Source organism: Gordonia sp. ABKF26 (assembly GCF_041103195.1).
In the GTDB taxonomy this organism is placed as follows: domain Bacteria; phylum Actinomycetota; class Actinomycetes; order Mycobacteriales; family Mycobacteriaceae; genus Gordonia; species Gordonia terrae.
On the sequence record NZ_JBGCVZ010000003.1, the window covers coordinates 1,154,468 to 1,170,217 of the forward strand.

Here is a 15,750-nt window from a genome sequence, read left to right on the forward strand (position 1 = left end):
GCGCGATCGGGGCTGCGCGGGTCACCGAAGCCCGACGGTGCGAGCGACATTCTCCGACAACAGATACAGCGCATAGGCGAAGTACGCCACGATCGCCGCGGGGAGAACCCACAGGGCGGCCACGGCCGCAATGAGACTCGCCGCCCACTGCCGTCCCCACAGCGGCGCGGCGACGAAGATCATCAGCAGAGCGAACGCGAGCGAGATCGACGGCGACGACGTCGGCCATGACCAAGCGGAGAGCAGTGCCCCGCTCGAACCGACCGCCGTGCCGATGCCGACGACACTCAGCAACAACCACACGACCACAATGAGGCGCCGCCATCCGCCGGCGACCCACCGCGTACGGAGCGCCACCGCCGACCACATGATCCACCGCTTGAGCCACGGAACCCCGGACGTTCGCATCATCTCGCGGAAGAAGCGGTCGGACAGGGTGTCGCTACCGAGCGCGCCGGAATTGGGGGTGCCCGTGATGAGTTTGTCGTGAATCAGGGCCGCCAGGGAATGCAGACCGTAAGGATTCTCGAACCAGCGCAGGAACCGGGGGATCGAGGCGAGGTCGGTCGGGTTGTCCTCGCGGGGGAGGAACGTGCGGGCGGTGTCGACGGCCCTGAGCGCCTCGGCCTTCGTCGTGCCCCGATCGACCAGTTGTCCGACGAGGTACTCCTCGACGGCGGGTTCGTGGTATCGAAAGGCATTGCGCACGACGAACTGCCGTTCATCGATCTGCACGATGTCGACATCACCCTGCCCGGTCGGATCGTCGACGACGAACCCCGACTCGGGAGCCACCCGCCACGGCACCCATCGCGGATCGCTCGGTGTGGCTGCGTTCATCACCACCTCCGCGTCGACGGGATGCATCGACGGTAGCCCCGATGTCCCCCGCCAGGGTGGGGAACGCCGGGCTCACCCGATGGTGCGGTCGAGCAACGCCTCCACCAACTGCTTCCCGGTCTCGATGGGAGCGGTGGAGCGTGCCATCTTCGACCCCGAGAGCGCACCGTCGTAGACCACCTGGATCTGTCGCGCGGTCGTGTCGGGCTCCGGGTCGCCGAGTGTGCCCAGGTTGTCGCCGAGGGTGTCGAGCAGCCACGCACGATGCGCCGTGATGGGAGGCAGATCGGTGTCGGGGAACTCGGTCGCGGCATTGGCGTACTGACAGCCGCGGAAATTGCGAGTCGGGGCCCCGGCGATGGCCAGGTCGAAGAAGGCCAGGATGCGCTCGCGAGGATCGCTCATGGCCTTCGTCGCCTCGAACCACCGGTTTTGATCAGCCTGATCCAAACGTTCCAGATAGGCCACGACCAACCCGTCCTTCGAGCCGTAGGCGTTGTACAAACTCGCCTTGGCCACGCCGGAGGCGCGCAGCAGCAGATCGATGCCGACCGACCGTATGCCCTGTGCGGCAAAGAGTTCGGTCGCGGTGGCGAGCAGTCGGTCGGCCGGGCTGCCGGGCCCGGCAGCAGCGGTCGCGCGGCCGGTGCTCGCCTGTGCGGGGTTGCTCACATCGCCAAGGGTAAACCACGAGAGCCCATAGACAGACCGGTCTGTCTATGCCAGGGTCGGTCCGGTCACCAGCGGGCACACCGACGCAGAAAGGCTCAGCCATGGCGCTCTTCCTCTACGAACTCGAACCTGCCGACAGTGATGCGGGCACAGTCGAGGAACTCATCAAAGGACTCGACGCGCATCTCCGGACCGCCGGCGGCGAACTGATCGAGACGCAGGTGACGGAAGGCGCCGCGAGGTTGTTCGCGATCGCGGAGTTCGAGGGGTGCCGGGCCGTGGGGCTCGACGAGGTCGAGGCCCTCCGGGGGGTCGTCGCTGCCGGTCCGGACGAGGTCCGGCTCGTCGGCGCGGACCTGGACGAGCTGAAGAAGGCGCGCCCGACCGCCGGCTATCTCGTCGAGTGGGACATCCCCGAAGCCATCGACATGGAGACCTACCTGGCCCGCAAGAAGGCGAACTCGCCGAAGTACGCCGACGTCCCCGAGGTCAGCTTCCTGCGGACTTATGTCCGCGAGGACACCGACAAGTGTTTGTGTTTCTACGACGCCCCGGACGAGGCGGCCGTCCGTCACGCTCGCGAGGTCGTCTCGACCCCGGTGGATCGCCTCCACCGTCTGCAGGGCTGACCGGTATGGCGCCGACGTTGACCGATGAGCTCGGCGAGGTCGTCGCGTCCGTGGCCGATCGTGCCCGCGACCTCGACGCCGGCCACACCGACACCCGGGTCGACATCGCCGCGGCCGGTGCGGCCGGCCTCCTGGGCCGGGGCGTGGTCGACGGGTCGCTGGCGTCGATGATCGACGTCCTCGAACGTGTGTCGGCGGTGAGCCTGTCGGCCGGATTCTCGCTGTGGGCTCAGCGGATGGCGATCGAGTACGTCGCCCGATCGCCGGAGCCGTTGCGAGAGAGACACCTCGCGTCACTCCTCAGTGGCGAGCGGATCGGTGTGACGGCCATGGCGGCAGGTCTGAAACAGGTGGCCGGTCTCGGCGAGGTACCCATCACGGGGCGTCGCGGCCGGGCGGGTGTGGTGGCGACGGGGCCCATCCGCTGGGCGTCGAACGTCTACGACGAGTCGCTGATCGTCCTGCCGGTGCGCACCGGCGACACGACCCTCGTCGGTGTCGTCGACGCGGACGCGCCCGGTGTCGAGATCCGTTCCGCGCCGGACCTGATCGGTTTGGGATCCACAGCCTCGACGTCCCTCGAGCTCGTCGACGTGACGATCGCCGCGGAAAGCGTGATCTCCGATGACCTGACCGCGTTCGTCCGGGGGATACGACCGGTCTTCCTGCTGCTGCAGTCCGCATTCTGCAGCGGAGCCATCGGTGCCGCCCTCGACGGTGCCGTCGGGGCGCTGGCCGGGGTCAACGAGGTTTTCCGCGCCGAATTCGACGACCGGACTGCCGAATTCGAGTCGATACGGGCACGTCTTGCGACCTTCGCCGCCGATCCGACGACACCGTCGCCGGCCGATCTGATCCGATTGCGCCTCGACGCCGCCCGTACCGCGGTGGCGGCCTCCCGGCTCGAGGCGACCGTCCGCGGCGGTGCGGGTTATGCGACCGCGAGCGCCACCAACCGGCGGTTCCGGGAGACAGCTTTCATCCCCATCCAATCACCTTCGGAAGGACAACTGCGGTGGGAACTCGCGCAGTTCGAATAGTCGGTGGCCGCAAAGCCTTTCGCGGCACATCTGTGTTGACGGGCATCGACGTCACCGTCGACGACGGGGAGTTCGTGGCCGTCCTCGGCCGCAGCGGCAGCGGAAAGACCACGCTCTTGCGTGTGCTCGCCGGTCTCGAGACCCTCGATGCCGGCAGCCTGGAGTGGCAGGACACCTCGGGCGGCGCGCGACCTCACACGGGGGTCGTCTTCCAGCGAGCGCTGCTGATGCCGTGGCTGACCGTGGCGGAGAACATCCGGTTCGGACGACGATTTGCCGCGCACCGTGCGTCGTTCGAGAACGACTACGCACTCGGTCTGCTGCGCCGCTTCGGGCTCGACGGTCTCGCCGACCGCTATCCCGATCAGCTGTCGGGCGGCCAGGCGCAACGCGTGGCGATCATCCGCGCGGCGGCGATCCGGCCCAGGTTGCTCCTGCTCGACGAACCGTTCAGCGCCCTCGATCCGGCCGTGCGCGGCGAATTGCGCAGCTGGCTGGCCGAATTGGCCGCCGAACTGGGGATCACCGTCGTCCTCGTCACGCACGACGTCGACGAGGCGCTCGAACTCGCCGACCGGATCGTCCTGCTGTCCGAGGCCGGCCGGATCGGTGGGGAATGGCGGCTCGAAGCCGGTCTCGGCCGCGCCGATCCCGACCGGCGCACGGAGATCCTGACGCACTTCGGTCACCAGGTGGGGCAGCAGGTGTGAACGCGCCCATCTCACGCCGACTGCTTTTGGCCGGGGTCGGTGGTCTCACCGTGGCGGGCGGGATCGGCGGCGTCGTCGGTCTGGGCCGGGCCGCCACGGCAGCGCCACCGAGTGCGTCCGATGCGCTGCGGGTCGGCTACCTCCCCATCACAGATGCGGCACCGCTTCTCGTCGCACACGCCGCGGGGCTCTACGACCCGGCGGCGGTGAGTTCGACGAAACCCGTGCTGTTCCGGAGCTGGTCCTCGCTCGCGGAGGCCTTCGTGACGCGCAAGGTCGACGTCGTCCATCTGCTGATGCCGATGGCGGTGGCACTCCGCTACGCGATGAAAAGCCCTGTGCAGGTGTTGGGCTGGAATCACACCAACGGATCGGCGCTGACCGTGGCGCCCGACATCGTCGACCTCGAGCAACTCGCCGGCGCCCAGGTGGCCATCCCGGCGTGGTGGTCGATCCACAACATCATCCTGCAGCGGATGTTGCGGACCCACGGACTGCGGCCGGTCATCCGGACCGGGGCGTCCCGAGGTGACAAGACCGTCGAACTGATCGTGATGAGCCCCTCGGACATGGTGCCGGCGTTGGCGAACGGATCGATCGGCGGCTACGTCGTGGCCGATCCGTTCAACGCGATGGCCCAGGTACGCAAGATCGGCCGTATCCACACCTTTCTCGGCGACGTGTGGCGCCAGCACGCCTGCTGCGCGCTCCTCGTCCACCAGGCGGCCATCGACGAACGCCCCGCGGCGGTCCAATCCCTCGCCGACTCCGTGGTTGCGGCACAGCACCACATCGACCTCGATCGTCCCCGGGCCGCGGCCGAACTCGCCGGTGGGTATCTCCCGCAACCGAAACCGGCCATCGCCAAGGCGCTCACCTACGACCCGGCCGACTTCGCCGTGAGCAATGTCGATTGGCAGCCGCAGCGACTCGGATTCCAACCCTTCCCGTTCGCGAGTTTCACCGAGCGGCTCGTCACCGAGATGGACAACACCCTCGTCGACGGTGATCGGCGCTTCCTCGGGCGCCTGGATCCGGCCACCGTCCACGCCGACCTCGTCGACGACCGATTCATCCGTAGCGCCATCGGAACGCGCGGTGGTGCGGCCGCTCTCGGACTACCCGCCGATCTCACGAGAACCGAACAGGTGATGCCATGACGCTGCTGACCCAGGACGAGACCGCGGCGGCCCCGCGCCGGCGAACCGGCTCCACCGTCGCCCCACCGCTGATCGCGATCGCGGTGCTCGTCGCGATCTGGTGGGTGACGACCACAGTCGTCCCCGCTGCGGACTCCCTCGCCCGCCAGTTCGCCCCGCAACAGGTGTTCCCGGCGATGCTGGAACTCCTCGATCGCGGGGTGTTGCTGCCCGACATCGGACTGAGCCTGTGGCGGTTGTCGATCGGACTGCTGATCGCCGTCGTGCTCGGGTTCCCGCTGGGCCTGCTGATCGGGCTGAGCCTGACCGCGGAGCGCGCCGCGAACCCCATCGTCGCCTTCCTGCGGATGATCTCGCCGCTGTCGTGGGCTCCGGTCGCGGTGATGGTGTTCGGGATCGGAAACGAACCGGTCATCTTCCTGATCGCCATCGCGGCGATCTGGCCGATCGTCATCAACACGGCGGCCGGCGTGAAGTCGATCGACCCCGGTTTCGTCGAGGTCGCGCGATCGTTCCATGCCACCCGAACCGAAGTCCTCACGGCCGTGGTGATCCCGGCGATCCGAGGCAACGTGCAGACCGGCATCCGCGTGGCGCTCGGCATCGCCTGGGTGGTTCTGGTACCCGCCGAGATGCTCGGCGTGCGTTCGGGTCTCGGCTACCAGATCCTCAACGCCCGCGATCAGCTCGCGTACGACCAGGTCGCCGCTCTGATCGTGGTGATCGGCATCCTCGGCTTCGTCCTCGATGCGGGTGCCCGGTTGGTGCTCACCCGACGACGCTGAACCTCTGGGGTTGTCACCGCTGGACGGTCAGGGCATCGGTGTAGAACGCCATCCGTTCACGGAGTGCGTCGGGGTCGATGCCGAACTCCTCGGGTGTGTACCGGTGTCGGCCCTTGCCGTGGCGGGGTTGCGCGGCTTCGTGTTCGGCGAGCAGTGTGGCGACGTCCGGCGGGTCGATCCCGGCCGCGGTGTAGACCCGGCCGACCGTGGTCGCGGGGCTCGCCACCAGGTCCCGGTAGTCGAGGTCCAGGATGGTCGCCGACGCGGCCGCGGGCGAGGACCGGAAGTCGAGTGCACGCCGGAACCACCGTTCGGACTGCTCGACCTGGAATCGTCCGACATCGTGGCCGTCCACCTCGTCGCTGTAGGTCGACCGGTAGGTCGCGAACAGGCTGGCCCCGGATGCCACGGTCTCCACGATGTCGCGGTGCAGGTGGACGATGCAGACACCCGGATACGTCGTGGCGAGGTGAGCGAGTTCGGGAGTGTGCGCGGGCGCCTTGAGCAACCAGCGACGGGCCGACCCGTCGTCGAGGATCTGCAACATCGTTCGATGGGCGTCGTACTCGGCGGCGAAGTCCTGGGTCGCGAGCCACGTGGCGTAACCATCGAGGCGCATCGTCGAGGCGAATCCCCAGTTGCGCATGGTCGTTCCCATGCCGAGGACGCACTCCTCGGGGAGGGTCGGGCCGGAGTCGTGCACCGCCGCCATCGACGGGTTGAGCACGTGCAGGGGATTCGGTTGACGTGCTTGGTCGTCGACGGAACGCTCGAGTTCTTCCGAGGTCATCCGGGCGGCCCGCCAGGGCGCGTACAGCTCCAGCGGACGCGGTGCCCGCAGCCGTGGGTCGCGGGCCAGGAGGCGGAACAGGAACGTCGTCCCGGTGCGCCACCCACCGATGATCACGATCGGTGGGGTGAGGGACCGTTGCGCCACAGCGGGATCGGCCCGCAGCGTCTTGTCGAAGATCGCTCGGGCGCGCAGCTTCCCGACAGCCGCGTCCTGGGCGTGGCGAATCCCGACCGCGTTCAGTCGACCGTCGGCGTCTGCCGACTCGAGATACCGCTCCAGGCCCGGTCGCCACTGAGAGGGATCGCCCAGCCCCTCGATGCCGTGCTCACCCGTAGCTCGTTCGACGAGCCGGTCCGCGATCTCGACGCCGAGCCGGTAACGGTCGGGATCGGCCGCGCGGTCCGCCTCGGCCGCAGCGTAGATGTGCTGTGCTGTCTCGGTGCGCTCCGGCGGCACCCAGCACGTCATCGAGGATCTCGCAGTTCATCGAGCCCGACGACCCGGGCTGAGGGAAGGGCGGGGGTGTCGACGGGCTGCAGAAATCGCATCACGACGATGCCGAATTCCCTTCCCTCCGTGTCGATCCAGTCCGCGGAACCCGGATCCTCGGGGTGTGGATTCTCGGCGGCGACGACGAACCGGTACCGACCGTCGGTGACGGTTGCGGTGCCGCCCGTGTAGGAGACAGGCCGGTAGCGGAAGTCGAGCGAGTTCAGGAATCGACTGTAGGCGAGGATGTTCCAGTATCGGCAGTCGACCACGTCCCCCTCGATCACCAGCGCCTGCCCGGGTTCGAGCTGCCAGCCGCCCCGGAGGTAGTGGATGCCCGGTTCGGTGAACACCGCGCCGCCCGACATCTCCGACCAGTGCCGCATCGTGTTCGGTGGGTTGCGGTCGTCGTTGGTGGCCACCTCGAAGATCGTCGGCAGCATCGACGTCATGGTGCCGAGCGTGCCCAACTGCGTGCAGAACTTCGTCGGGTCGAGCGGTGGCGGGGTCGGTGGATCGGCGAGTGGTTCGATGCTGCATCGTCCCGCCTCGCCGTGGGAGACGTCGTCGTGGAAGAAGCGCACCCAGATCACCGAGGACTTCTCGGGCAGATCCAGATGGTCTGCGCCGCGGTCCATCCCGGCATCACCGCCGACGAGGATCTCGAACGATCCGTCGTCGTCGAAGACGATCGTGTCGCTGTCGATCCGGGCGGTCGACTCCGAACTGATGCCGCCCGAACCGATACCTCCGGTGCGTCGGTAGGCGGTGATCGAAACGTAGACGGCGTCGCCGCGATTCCCGCGGATGCGATATGACCGATCGCTTCGCACGTCGGCGACCCAGTAGCGGAAATCCGGGTTGTCCATCAGGAACTTGTGACGCCACCCGTTGAACGACACCAGTTCGGGCCGTTCTCGGTCGACGTCGAAGCGGGACAACTGATTCGACAATCCGCGGATGAGGGCGCGATAACCATCGGCCTGTTCGAGCGGGCTGAGGCCGGAAGTGTCCGACGCGAGCTTGTCGCCCGCGGTGCGGAGCGCATCGACGAGACCGTTCCACGCCTCGACCTCGGGTCGCGTCGAGTCGCTCACGAGAGCCGGACCCGGTCGTCGTGCTTGTAGTGCGGGCCGATGTCGTCGATGAGCACTCCCGGCTCGGCGGCCACGACCGCGGGGATCGAGTCGAGCACCGCTCGCACGGATGCCGTGGTGATCGGATTCGTGTGGCCCGCACCGACACCGAACTCCATCTGGGTGCGGATCTCGGCCGGCTCGCCGCTCACGACGAGCGTATAGGCGATCGGACTGGTGAACCCGCCGAAGGGGAGATCGTCGCCGCGGTAGACGAGGTCTGCGGCGGCAAGGTACCAGCATTCCTCGTTGGTGAAGAAGTGGTGATCGCCGAGGTATCCGCGATGGGTCAGGTGCAGCGCGGCCGCGGTTCCCTTCGTGATGGTTGTCTTGCCGACCTGGGCGTCGGCGGCGGCGGGAAGACCCCGCAGCGACGTCTCGACGCGGACCTCGGAGCTGTCCGAACCGTAGAGCGCATGTGCGACGTTGCCGGTGAGGTCGCCGTAGTAGAGATCGCCCCCGCGGGCGACCGGTGAATCCGGGCCCAGGGAATCGAGGTCGGCGCCAAAGCCCAGTCCGCCGAGACCGCCCCACATCGAGCCCGCGCTGGTGAAGTCGACCGCCTCCACCGATCGGACGTGGCTGACCGACGACATCGCCGTGGCCATCGTCATCGCCAGCCGTTCGACGATGAACGTGGGATGGACGCCGGTCCCGTGCAGCGTCGAACCGCCCTTCTGGCATGCCTCGAGCAGCTGCTGCGGCGACTTGCGGAACGGGCTCATCCAGTTCGGCATCGACACGTTGTGATAGGCCGCGGTGGCGACCACGTTCTTCCCCGACGCGAGCAGGTCGACGACGTCGTCGTCGAGGCCCTTGAGCACCGCGGCCGGCGCAGGTGTGACCACGACACAGTCGACGTCGAGTGCCTTGATCGCGTCGCGGTCGGTGGTGGCCGGAACCCCGATGGGGTCGATGCGCACCAGCTCGCCGATGTCGCGGCCGTCCTTCTTCGGATCGTGGACGAGTGCGCCCGCGATGTCGAAGGCGGGATCGGCGACGGCGGCGCGGATGATCGCGCCCCCGACCTCACCTGGTCCCCACACGGCGATCCGGAGAGGACGTGCGGGCGAAGCGGCGTCGGGGAGTGGCGGGCGTGGCGTCATCGGCCGTCCTCGTGTCTCGTGGGGCGCCGCCTGACGGCTGCTCCAAGTTGAATCACATGGTTCCTGTTGAAATCTGCCGTGCCGACCCCCGGGTGTCAAGGGTCGAAGCACGTGAGCGAACCCCGCTCAACTTTTTTCGACGATCCGGGAACAATCGGCCGACGAGCCCCGTTACACACTTCGAGAAACCTGAGCGACAGAGACTCAAGTAAGTTTGACTCGAGCCTGATTCTTCAGTAGGACATGAGTCGGACGCACTGAAGTCCGGTCCCGCAGAGTTTCGCCACGACATCCCCGCGGTCGCGAGACCGCGGGACAAGGACTCGGGTGCACACCCACAAACTAGGAGGAAGCCAAACATGTCTCGTGCTGTTGGAATCGACCTCGGTACCACCAACTCGGTGGTCGCCGTGCTCGAAGGCGGCGAGGCCGCCGTCATCGCCAACGCCGAAGGCGCGCGGACCACACCGTCCGTGGTCGCGTTCGCGCGTAACGGCGAGGTGCTGGTCGGTCAGCCCGCGAAGAACCAGGCGGTCACCAACGTCGACCGCACCATCCGCTCCGTCAAGCGCCACATGGGCGAAGGCGACTGGACCGTCGAGATCGACGACAAGAAGTACACCCCGCAGGAGATCAGCGCGCGCACGCTCATGAAGCTCAAGCGCGACGCCGAGTCGTACCTGGGTGAGGACGTGACCGACGCGGTCATCACCGTCCCGGCCTACTTCAACGACGCACAGCGTCAGGCCACCAAGGAAGCCGGTCAGATCGCCGGCCTCAACGTGCTCCGCATCGTCAACGAGCCGACCGCGGCCGCCCTGGCCTACGGCCTCGACAAGGGCGAGAAGGAGCAGACCATCCTGGTCTTCGACCTCGGTGGCGGTACTTTCGACGTCTCGCTGCTCGAGATCGGCGACGGCGTGGTCGAGGTTCGTGCGACCTCCGGTGACAACCACCTCGGTGGTGACGACTGGGATCAGCGCGTCGTCGACTGGCTCGTCGAGAAGTTCAAGAGCACTTCGGGCATCGACCTGACCAAGGACAAGATGGCCCTGCAGCGTCTGCGTGAGGCTGCCGAGAAGGCGAAGATCGAACTCTCGAGCTCGCAGAGCACCTCGATCAACCTGCCCTACATCACCGTCGACGCCGACAAGAACCCGCTGTTCCTCGACGAGCAGCTCTCGCGCAGCGAGTTCCAGAAGATCACCTCTGATCTGCTGGAGCGCACCCGCGCACCGTTCCAGGCCGTCATCAAGGATGCGGGCATCTCCGTCGGCGACATCGACCACGTCGTGCTCGTCGGTGGTTCGACCCGTATGCCGGCCGTCACCGATCTGGTGAAGGAACTGACCGGTGGCCGCGAGCCCAACAAGGGCGTCAACCCGGACGAGGTCGTCGCCGTCGGTGCCGCACTGCAGGCCGGTGTGCTCCGCGGTGAGGTCAAGGACGTGCTGCTGCTCGACGTCACCCCGCTGTCCCTCGGCATCGAGACCAAGGGCGGCGTGATGCACAAGCTGATCGAGCGCAACACCACCATCCCGACCAAGCGGTCGGAGACCTACACGACCGCCGAGGACAACCAGCCGTCGGTGCAGATCCAGGTCTATCAGGGTGAGCGCGAGATCGCGTCGCACAACAAGCTGCTCGGCAGCTTCGAGCTCGGTGGCATCGCCCCCGCGCCGCAGGGTGTCCCGCAGATCGAGGTGACCTTCGACATCGACGCCAACGGCATCGTGCACGTCACCGCCAAGGACAAGGGCACCGGCAAGGAGAACTCGATCCGCATCCAGGACGGTTCCGGCCTGAGCAAGGACGAGATCGACCGCATGATCAAGGACGCGGAAGCTCACGCCGACGAGGACCGCAAGCGCCGCGAGGAGGCCGAGACCCGCAACCAGGCGGAGTCGCTGGTCCACCAGACCGAGAAGTTCCTCAAGGAGAACGAGGACAAGGTCCCGGCGGAGCTGAAGGAGAAGGTCGAAGCGGCCGTCGCCGGAGCGCAGGAAGCGCTCAAGGGCAACGACACCGCAGCGATCAAGTCCGCGATCGAGAAGCTGTCGGAGGAGTCGCAGGCCCTCGGCCAGGCGATCTACGCCAACGCCGCTGCCGAGTCCCCCAACGGTGAGGCCGCCGCGGCCGACAGTGACCCGGACGTCGTCGACGCCGAGGTCGTCGACGACGCGGACTCGAAGGAGAACAAGTGACCGCAGGAGCCCATTCGGCGAATGGGTCCGGCGAGGAGCCGGTGACGGTGACCGACCGTCGTCGCATCGACCCGGAAACGGGTGAGGTGCGCGACGAGCCGGCCGCCGGACCCGGCCCGGCCGACGCCGGACCGGTCGTCGACGAGCAGACCAGTGACGAGCAGCAGGCGGACGGGGCAGCGGGCGAACCGGATGCCCGGGTCGCCGAACTGACCGCCGACCTGCAGCGCGAGCGAGCCCAATTCGCCAACTTCCGGCGGCGTGCCGCCGAGCAGAAGCAGGGTTCGGTCGCCTACGGCAAGCAGATCCTGATCGACAAGCTGCTCCCGATCATCGACGACCTCGACCGTGCCCGCGAGCACGGCGACCTCGACAGCGGTCCGCTGCGCTCGGTCGCCGACAAGCTGACCGGGGTGCTGGCCGCCGAAGGTCTCGTGGCCTTCGGTGCGGCCGGTGACGAGTTCGACCCCGAACTCCACGAAGCCGTGCAGCACGACGGCACCGGGGCGCATCCGGTGATCGGATCGGTGTACCGATGCGGCTACCGCCTGGGCGAGAAGGTGATCCGCACCGCGATGGTGACGGTCACCGATCCTGCCCCTGCGGGCGACGCACCCGGTGCACAATAGAGCGACCGTCGCTCGATCCTGAGTGGGCGAACTCACCACTGATCCCTGAGGTGCGAGGAGCGCAAGCGACGAGCCACGAAGGGCGACGAACCCTTCGTGGCTCGCTTCGCTCGCACCTCAGGAGCAGATGGTCGGCTCGCACCTCGGGGAGCGGGTGTCCCCAACTGAAAAAACCAACCCAGACAACTGAACTCATAGGAGGTGACGTCTGGTGGCACCACAACGTGAGTGGTTAGAACACGACTTCTACAAGGACCTGGGCGTTGCTTCTGACGCTTCGGCTGAAGAGATCAAGAAGGCCTATCGCAAGCTCGCGCGCGAGCTGCACCCGGATGCCAACCCGGGTGACACCGCGGCCGAAGAGCGCTTCAAGCGGGTGTCCGAAGCCCACAGCGTGCTCGGCGACGCCGAGAAGCGCAAGGAATACGACGAGACGCGCGCCATGTTCGCCGGCGGACGATTCCGCGGCGGCGGCAACGGCTTCCCGGGCGGTTTCCCCGGCGGCGGAAACACCTACACCACCGGCGGCGGTAACGACTTCGACCTCGGCGACCTGTTCGGCGGGGCGCAGACCGGTGGCGGCGGAGGCGGTTTCGGCGACATCTTCGACGGACTGTTCAACCGCGGCGGCGGAACGCAACGTACTTCGACGGCGAGCCGCCCGCGTCGCGGCAAGGATCTCGAGACCGAGACGACGCTCTCGTTCTCCGATGCCGCGCTCGGCACGACCGTCCCACTCAGGGTGACCAGCCCGTCGCCCTGCACCACCTGCCACGGTTCGGGCGCCAAGCCCGGCACGAGTCCGCGGGTGTGCGCGAACTGCAACGGCTCCGGATTCGTGAGCCGCAATCAGGGCGCATTCGGTTTCAGTGAGCCGTGCCAGGACTGCCAGGGCACCGGTTCGCGGATCGACGATCCATGCACCGACTGCGACGGGAGCGGGGTGAAGGTCCGCGCGCGCACCATCAACGTGCGGATCCCCGCCGGCGTCGAGGACGGACAACGCATCCGGCTCGCCGGACAGGGCGAGGCCGGCCGGCGTGGCGCCCCATCGGGCGACCTCTACGTCGTCGTGCACGTGACCCCGCACAAGCAGTTCACCCGCAGCGGCAACGACCTTCGGGTGCAACTGCCGGTACGGATCTCCGAACTCGTTCTCGGAGCGACCGTCTCGGTGCCGACCCTGGAGGGATCGGTCGGGGTGAAGATCCCGCCGAACACCACCGACGGACGCACGCTGCGCGTGCGCGGTCGCGGAGTGCCCAAGCGCTCCGGCGGGGCAGGCGATCTGCTCGTCACCGTGAAGGTCGCGGTCCCGAACAAGCTGGACGAGGCCGCGGTCGAGGCGATGCGCGCCTACGACCAGGCCGAGCGGGCGAGTGGTTTCGATCCGCGGGCGGACTGGGGGCGATGAGCGATGGCCGGCCAGAAGAACTTCGACGCCGACGGCGCGACCTTTCTGATCTCGGTGGCCGCCGAACTCGCCGGTATGCACGCGCAGACCCTGCGCACCTATGACCGACTGGGTCTGGTCACCCCCCAGCGGACGAGTGGCGGCGGACGCCGCTACTCGTCCCGCGACGTCGAACTCCTGCGAGAGATCCAGCGTCTCTCGCAGGAGGAAGGCGTCAACCTCGCCGGTATCAAGCGCATCATCGACCTCAGCAATCAGGTCGAGGCGCTCCAGCACCGCGTCCGCGAACTCACCGACGAGGTGCAGGCGTCGCGGGCCCGGCGTGGTGGCGAACTCGTGCCCGTACCGCGCACCAACGCACTCGTCGTGTGGCAGCCGCGGCGCAAGCGCACCACCGACTGACCGCCCACCGGGCCCGGCGTCCTGGTGCCCGGCCGCGGTTTCGGCGCGGGCCCGCAGAGGTGCGTAACGTTGACCGCATGGCTTCTGAACCCGTCACCACCGTCGACGCCGGGCCGCACAAGGTCTCGCGTCGGGTCGTCGTGAACGCCCCGGCCGCCGATGTGTTCGCGCTCGTGTCGAACCCGCACAGGCATCCCGAGCTCGACGGCTCGGGCACGGTGCGCGACACCCCCGTGAGCGGGCCGGAGACGCTGACCCGCGGGGCGCGTTTCAGCGTCGGGATGAAGCAGTACGGCGTGCCGTACAAGATCACCTCCACCGTCACCGACTTCGAACCCGGCCGGGTCGTCGAGTGGCAGCATCCGATGGGTCACCGCTGGCGGTGGGAGCTCGAGTCCACCTCACCGACCACCACCGCCGTGACCGAGACCTTCGACTACTCGACGCTCCGGCTGCCGAAGATCATCGAACTCATGGGCTACGACAAGAAGAACGGCAAGGGGATCGAGAGCACCCTCCGCGCTCTCGCGGGCCGGTTCGCCTGAATCCGGAACCATCCATGGACTCTTCCGCCGGTCCGCCGCCCGGGCCGGATTCCCCGGATGAACCCGTCGTCGTCCTCGGCGTCGTCGCCGCGCCGGGGCAGGCCATCGGTCTCGCGCGCAAGCTCGTCGATGCCGGCCTGGCCGAACACGTCGAGACGACGTTCCCCGGTGCGCGTTGGCAGATCGACCTCGTCGAGGCCGGTCTCGTACAGCCGCCGGCCGGCGACGCCGAAATCGTCGATGCCACCAGAGACCTTCTGCTCGAACGCGAATGGGATCTCGTCGTCTATCTGACCGACCTTCCGCTGCATGTCGGCAAACGCCCGGTCGTGGCGCATGCCAACGCGGTGCACGGCGTCGCGGTCCTCTCGGTGCCGGCGCTCGGCGCCACCGGAGTGCGGCAGCGGGCCCGCGGCATCATCACCGGACTCGTCGGGCAACTCCTCGGTGCCGACGCCGACGATCTCCGCGGTCACCAGAAGTCGCCGGCGCGGTCGGCGTTGCGCCATCGCGTCCGCCAACTCGGGACCGACGTCGACGAGGCGGGCACCGCGTTCACCGCGCGTGTCCTGACCGGTAACCTGCGTCTGCTCACCGGCATGGTGCGCGCCAACCGCCCGTGGCGGCTGGCACTCGGCCTCAGCCGCGCACTCACCGGGGCGATCGCGGCCGGGGTCTTCGCACTGGTGACCGCCGACATCTGGCTGCTCGCAGACACTTTCGGTGGGATTCGGCTCACCGGCGTGGCGCTCGGCTCGATCATCGCGATCACCGCGACCCTGATCATCGGTGCCGACCTCTGGGAACGCGGCGGCTCCCGACAGACGCGAGAACAGGTGGTGCTGTTCAACATCGTCACCACGATCACAGTGGTTCTGGGTGTGGGCGCGTTCTACGCGGCGCTGTTCGTCCTGTCCGCGATCGGCGCGCTCTGCCTGGTGGTGCCGCAGGTCATCGGTGCGACGCTCGACCACCCGGTCGGCTTCACCGACTATCTGGAGGTCGCGTGGCTCACCTGCTCACTCGCGACCGTCGGCGGCGCCCTGGGCGCGGGCCTGGAAACCGACGAGGCGGTCCGCGACGCGGCCTACACCCAGCATCCCGCCGAGCCGATCTGAGCGGTACACCTCGCACAGCCGGGTGCACGGCGTCCGGCCCCCAGCCGCTAGGCTTGCGGGTCAGAACGCCACAGCAGG

16 protein-coding genes are annotated in these 15,750 nt (G+C 68.0%); 11 read left to right on the plus strand and 5 right to left on the minus strand.

Annotation, left to right across the window (positions count from 1 at the left end):
* Nucleotides 1-21 precede the first annotated feature (21 nt).
* The gene (locus AB4Z55_RS05795; RefSeq protein WP_369519360.1) at nucleotides 22-840 is read right to left on the minus strand and encodes a DUF1353 domain-containing protein; all 819 of its coding nucleotides are present in this window, start codon (nucleotides 838-840) and stop codon (nucleotides 22-24) included.
* A 72-nt stretch (nucleotides 841-912) separates the two neighbouring features.
* A complete protein-coding gene (locus AB4Z55_RS05800) occupies nucleotides 913-1,512 on the minus strand; it encodes a TetR/AcrR family transcriptional regulator (RefSeq protein WP_101821205.1) in 600 nt (199 codons plus the stop codon).
* 101 nt (nucleotides 1,513-1,613) lie between these two features.
* On the opposite strand from AB4Z55_RS05800, the gene AB4Z55_RS05805 reads away from it, so the two are divergent.
* Genes AB4Z55_RS05805 through AB4Z55_RS05825 form a run of 5 tightly spaced genes read left to right on the plus strand, consistent with a single transcriptional unit; the run spans nucleotide 1,614 to nucleotide 5,836 of the window.
* Nucleotides 1,614-2,141 (plus strand): DUF4242 domain-containing protein, encoded by a 528-nt coding sequence (locus AB4Z55_RS05805; RefSeq protein WP_369519361.1) that lies wholly within the window; start codon nucleotides 1,614-1,616, stop codon nucleotides 2,139-2,141.
* 5 nt (nucleotides 2,142-2,146) lie between these two features.
* Nucleotides 2,147-3,181: an acyl-CoA dehydrogenase gene (locus AB4Z55_RS05810; RefSeq protein ID WP_369519362.1), complete on the plus strand. Its 1,035-nt coding sequence runs from the start codon at nucleotides 2,147-2,149 to the stop codon at nucleotides 3,179-3,181.
* A 32-nt stretch (nucleotides 3,182-3,213) separates the two neighbouring features.
* Nucleotides 3,214-3,891, plus strand: a complete 678-nt coding sequence (locus tag AB4Z55_RS05815; protein WP_369519363.1) for an ABC transporter ATP-binding protein — start codon at nucleotides 3,214-3,216, stop codon at nucleotides 3,889-3,891.
* The gene (locus tag AB4Z55_RS05820) at nucleotides 3,888-5,051 is read left to right on the plus strand and encodes an ABC transporter substrate-binding protein (RefSeq protein WP_369519364.1); all 1,164 of its coding nucleotides are present in this window, start codon (nucleotides 3,888-3,890) and stop codon (nucleotides 5,049-5,051) included. Before AB4Z55_RS05815 ends, AB4Z55_RS05820 begins: the two co-directional genes overlap by 4 nt.
* The gene (locus AB4Z55_RS05825; protein WP_369519365.1) at nucleotides 5,048-5,836 is read left to right on the plus strand and encodes an ABC transporter permease; all 789 of its coding nucleotides are present in this window, start codon (nucleotides 5,048-5,050) and stop codon (nucleotides 5,834-5,836) included. Before AB4Z55_RS05820 ends, AB4Z55_RS05825 begins: the two co-directional genes overlap by 4 nt.
* A 13-nt stretch (nucleotides 5,837-5,849) precedes the next feature.
* On the opposite strand, the gene AB4Z55_RS05830 is transcribed toward AB4Z55_RS05825, so the two are convergent.
* The 3 genes from AB4Z55_RS05830 to AB4Z55_RS05840 are packed head-to-tail and all read right to left on the minus strand — an operon-like array spanning nucleotide 5,850 to nucleotide 9,360.
* Nucleotides 5,850-7,097, minus strand: a complete 1,248-nt coding sequence (locus AB4Z55_RS05830; protein ID WP_369519366.1) for a sulfotransferase — start codon at nucleotides 7,095-7,097, stop codon at nucleotides 5,850-5,852.
* The gene (locus AB4Z55_RS05835; protein WP_369519367.1) at nucleotides 7,094-8,215 is read right to left on the minus strand and encodes a DUF1214 domain-containing protein; all 1,122 of its coding nucleotides are present in this window, start codon (nucleotides 8,213-8,215) and stop codon (nucleotides 7,094-7,096) included. Before AB4Z55_RS05835 ends, AB4Z55_RS05830 begins: the two co-directional genes overlap by 4 nt.
* A complete protein-coding gene (locus AB4Z55_RS05840) occupies nucleotides 8,212-9,360 on the minus strand; it encodes a hypothetical protein (RefSeq protein WP_369519368.1) in 1,149 nt (382 codons plus the stop codon). The genes AB4Z55_RS05835 and AB4Z55_RS05840 overlap by 4 nt, the downstream gene beginning before the upstream one ends.
* Nucleotides 9,361-9,719: 359 nt before the next feature.
* On the opposite strand from AB4Z55_RS05840, the gene dnaK reads away from it, so the two are divergent.
* From dnaK to AB4Z55_RS05870, 6 genes are all read left to right on the plus strand, one after another.
* Entirely contained in the window at nucleotides 9,720-11,564 is a 1,845-nt protein-coding gene (dnaK, locus tag AB4Z55_RS05845; RefSeq protein WP_004022373.1) for a molecular chaperone DnaK, read from the plus strand.
* Nucleotides 11,561-12,193: a nucleotide exchange factor GrpE gene (gene grpE / locus AB4Z55_RS05850; RefSeq protein WP_369519369.1), complete on the plus strand. Its 633-nt coding sequence runs from the start codon at nucleotides 11,561-11,563 to the stop codon at nucleotides 12,191-12,193. The genes dnaK and grpE overlap by 4 nt, the downstream gene beginning before the upstream one ends.
* Nucleotides 12,194-12,404: 211 nt before the next feature.
* Nucleotides 12,405-13,607, plus strand: coding sequence for a molecular chaperone DnaJ (gene dnaJ, locus AB4Z55_RS05855; RefSeq protein WP_004022371.1), 1,203 nt, complete (start codon nucleotides 12,405-12,407; stop codon nucleotides 13,605-13,607).
* A 3-nt stretch (nucleotides 13,608-13,610) separates the two neighbouring features.
* Nucleotides 13,611-14,009, plus strand: coding sequence for a heat shock protein transcriptional repressor HspR (locus AB4Z55_RS05860; protein ID WP_004022370.1), 399 nt, complete (start codon nucleotides 13,611-13,613; stop codon nucleotides 14,007-14,009).
* Between the two features lie 77 nt (nucleotides 14,010-14,086).
* Entirely contained in the window at nucleotides 14,087-14,554 is a 468-nt protein-coding gene (locus AB4Z55_RS05865) for an SRPBCC family protein (RefSeq protein ID WP_248643790.1), read from the plus strand.
* Nucleotides 14,555-14,568: 14 nt separating this feature from the next.
* Entirely contained in the window at nucleotides 14,569-15,672 is a 1,104-nt protein-coding gene (locus AB4Z55_RS05870) for a hypothetical protein (RefSeq protein ID WP_248643789.1), read from the plus strand.
* The last annotated feature ends 78 nt before the right edge of the window (nucleotides 15,673-15,750 follow it).

What these genes read in the sequence shown, in the direction of transcription:
- AB4Z55_RS05865 (WP_248643790.1), top strand. Translation starts at nt 14,087, where the DNA reads ATGGCTTCTGAACCCGTCACCACCGTCGACGCCGGGCCGCACAAGGTC.
- AB4Z55_RS05870 (WP_248643789.1), top strand. Translation starts at nt 14,569, where the DNA reads ATGGACTCTTCCGCCGGTCCGCCGCCCGGGCCGGATTCCCCGGATGAA.
- AB4Z55_RS05795 (WP_369519360.1), bottom strand. Translation starts at nt 840, where the DNA reads ATGAACGCAGCCACACCGAGCGATCCGCGATGGGTGCCGTGGCGGGTG.
- AB4Z55_RS05860 (WP_004022370.1), top strand. Translation starts at nt 13,611, where the DNA reads ATGGCCGGCCAGAAGAACTTCGACGCCGACGGCGCGACCTTTCTGATC.
- AB4Z55_RS05805 (WP_369519361.1), top strand. Translation starts at nt 1,614, where the DNA reads ATGGCGCTCTTCCTCTACGAACTCGAACCTGCCGACAGTGATGCGGGC.
- AB4Z55_RS05840 (WP_369519368.1), bottom strand. Translation starts at nt 9,360, where the DNA reads ATGACGCCACGCCCGCCACTCCCCGACGCCGCTTCGCCCGCACGTCCT.
- AB4Z55_RS05810 (WP_369519362.1), top strand. Translation starts at nt 2,147, where the DNA reads ATGGCGCCGACGTTGACCGATGAGCTCGGCGAGGTCGTCGCGTCCGTG.
- dnaK (WP_004022373.1), top strand. Translation starts at nt 9,720, where the DNA reads ATGTCTCGTGCTGTTGGAATCGACCTCGGTACCACCAACTCGGTGGTC.
- AB4Z55_RS05830 (WP_369519366.1), bottom strand. Translation starts at nt 7,097, where the DNA reads ATGACGTGCTGGGTGCCGCCGGAGCGCACCGAGACAGCACAGCACATC.
- AB4Z55_RS05825 (WP_369519365.1), top strand. Translation starts at nt 5,048, where the DNA reads ATGACGCTGCTGACCCAGGACGAGACCGCGGCGGCCCCGCGCCGGCGA.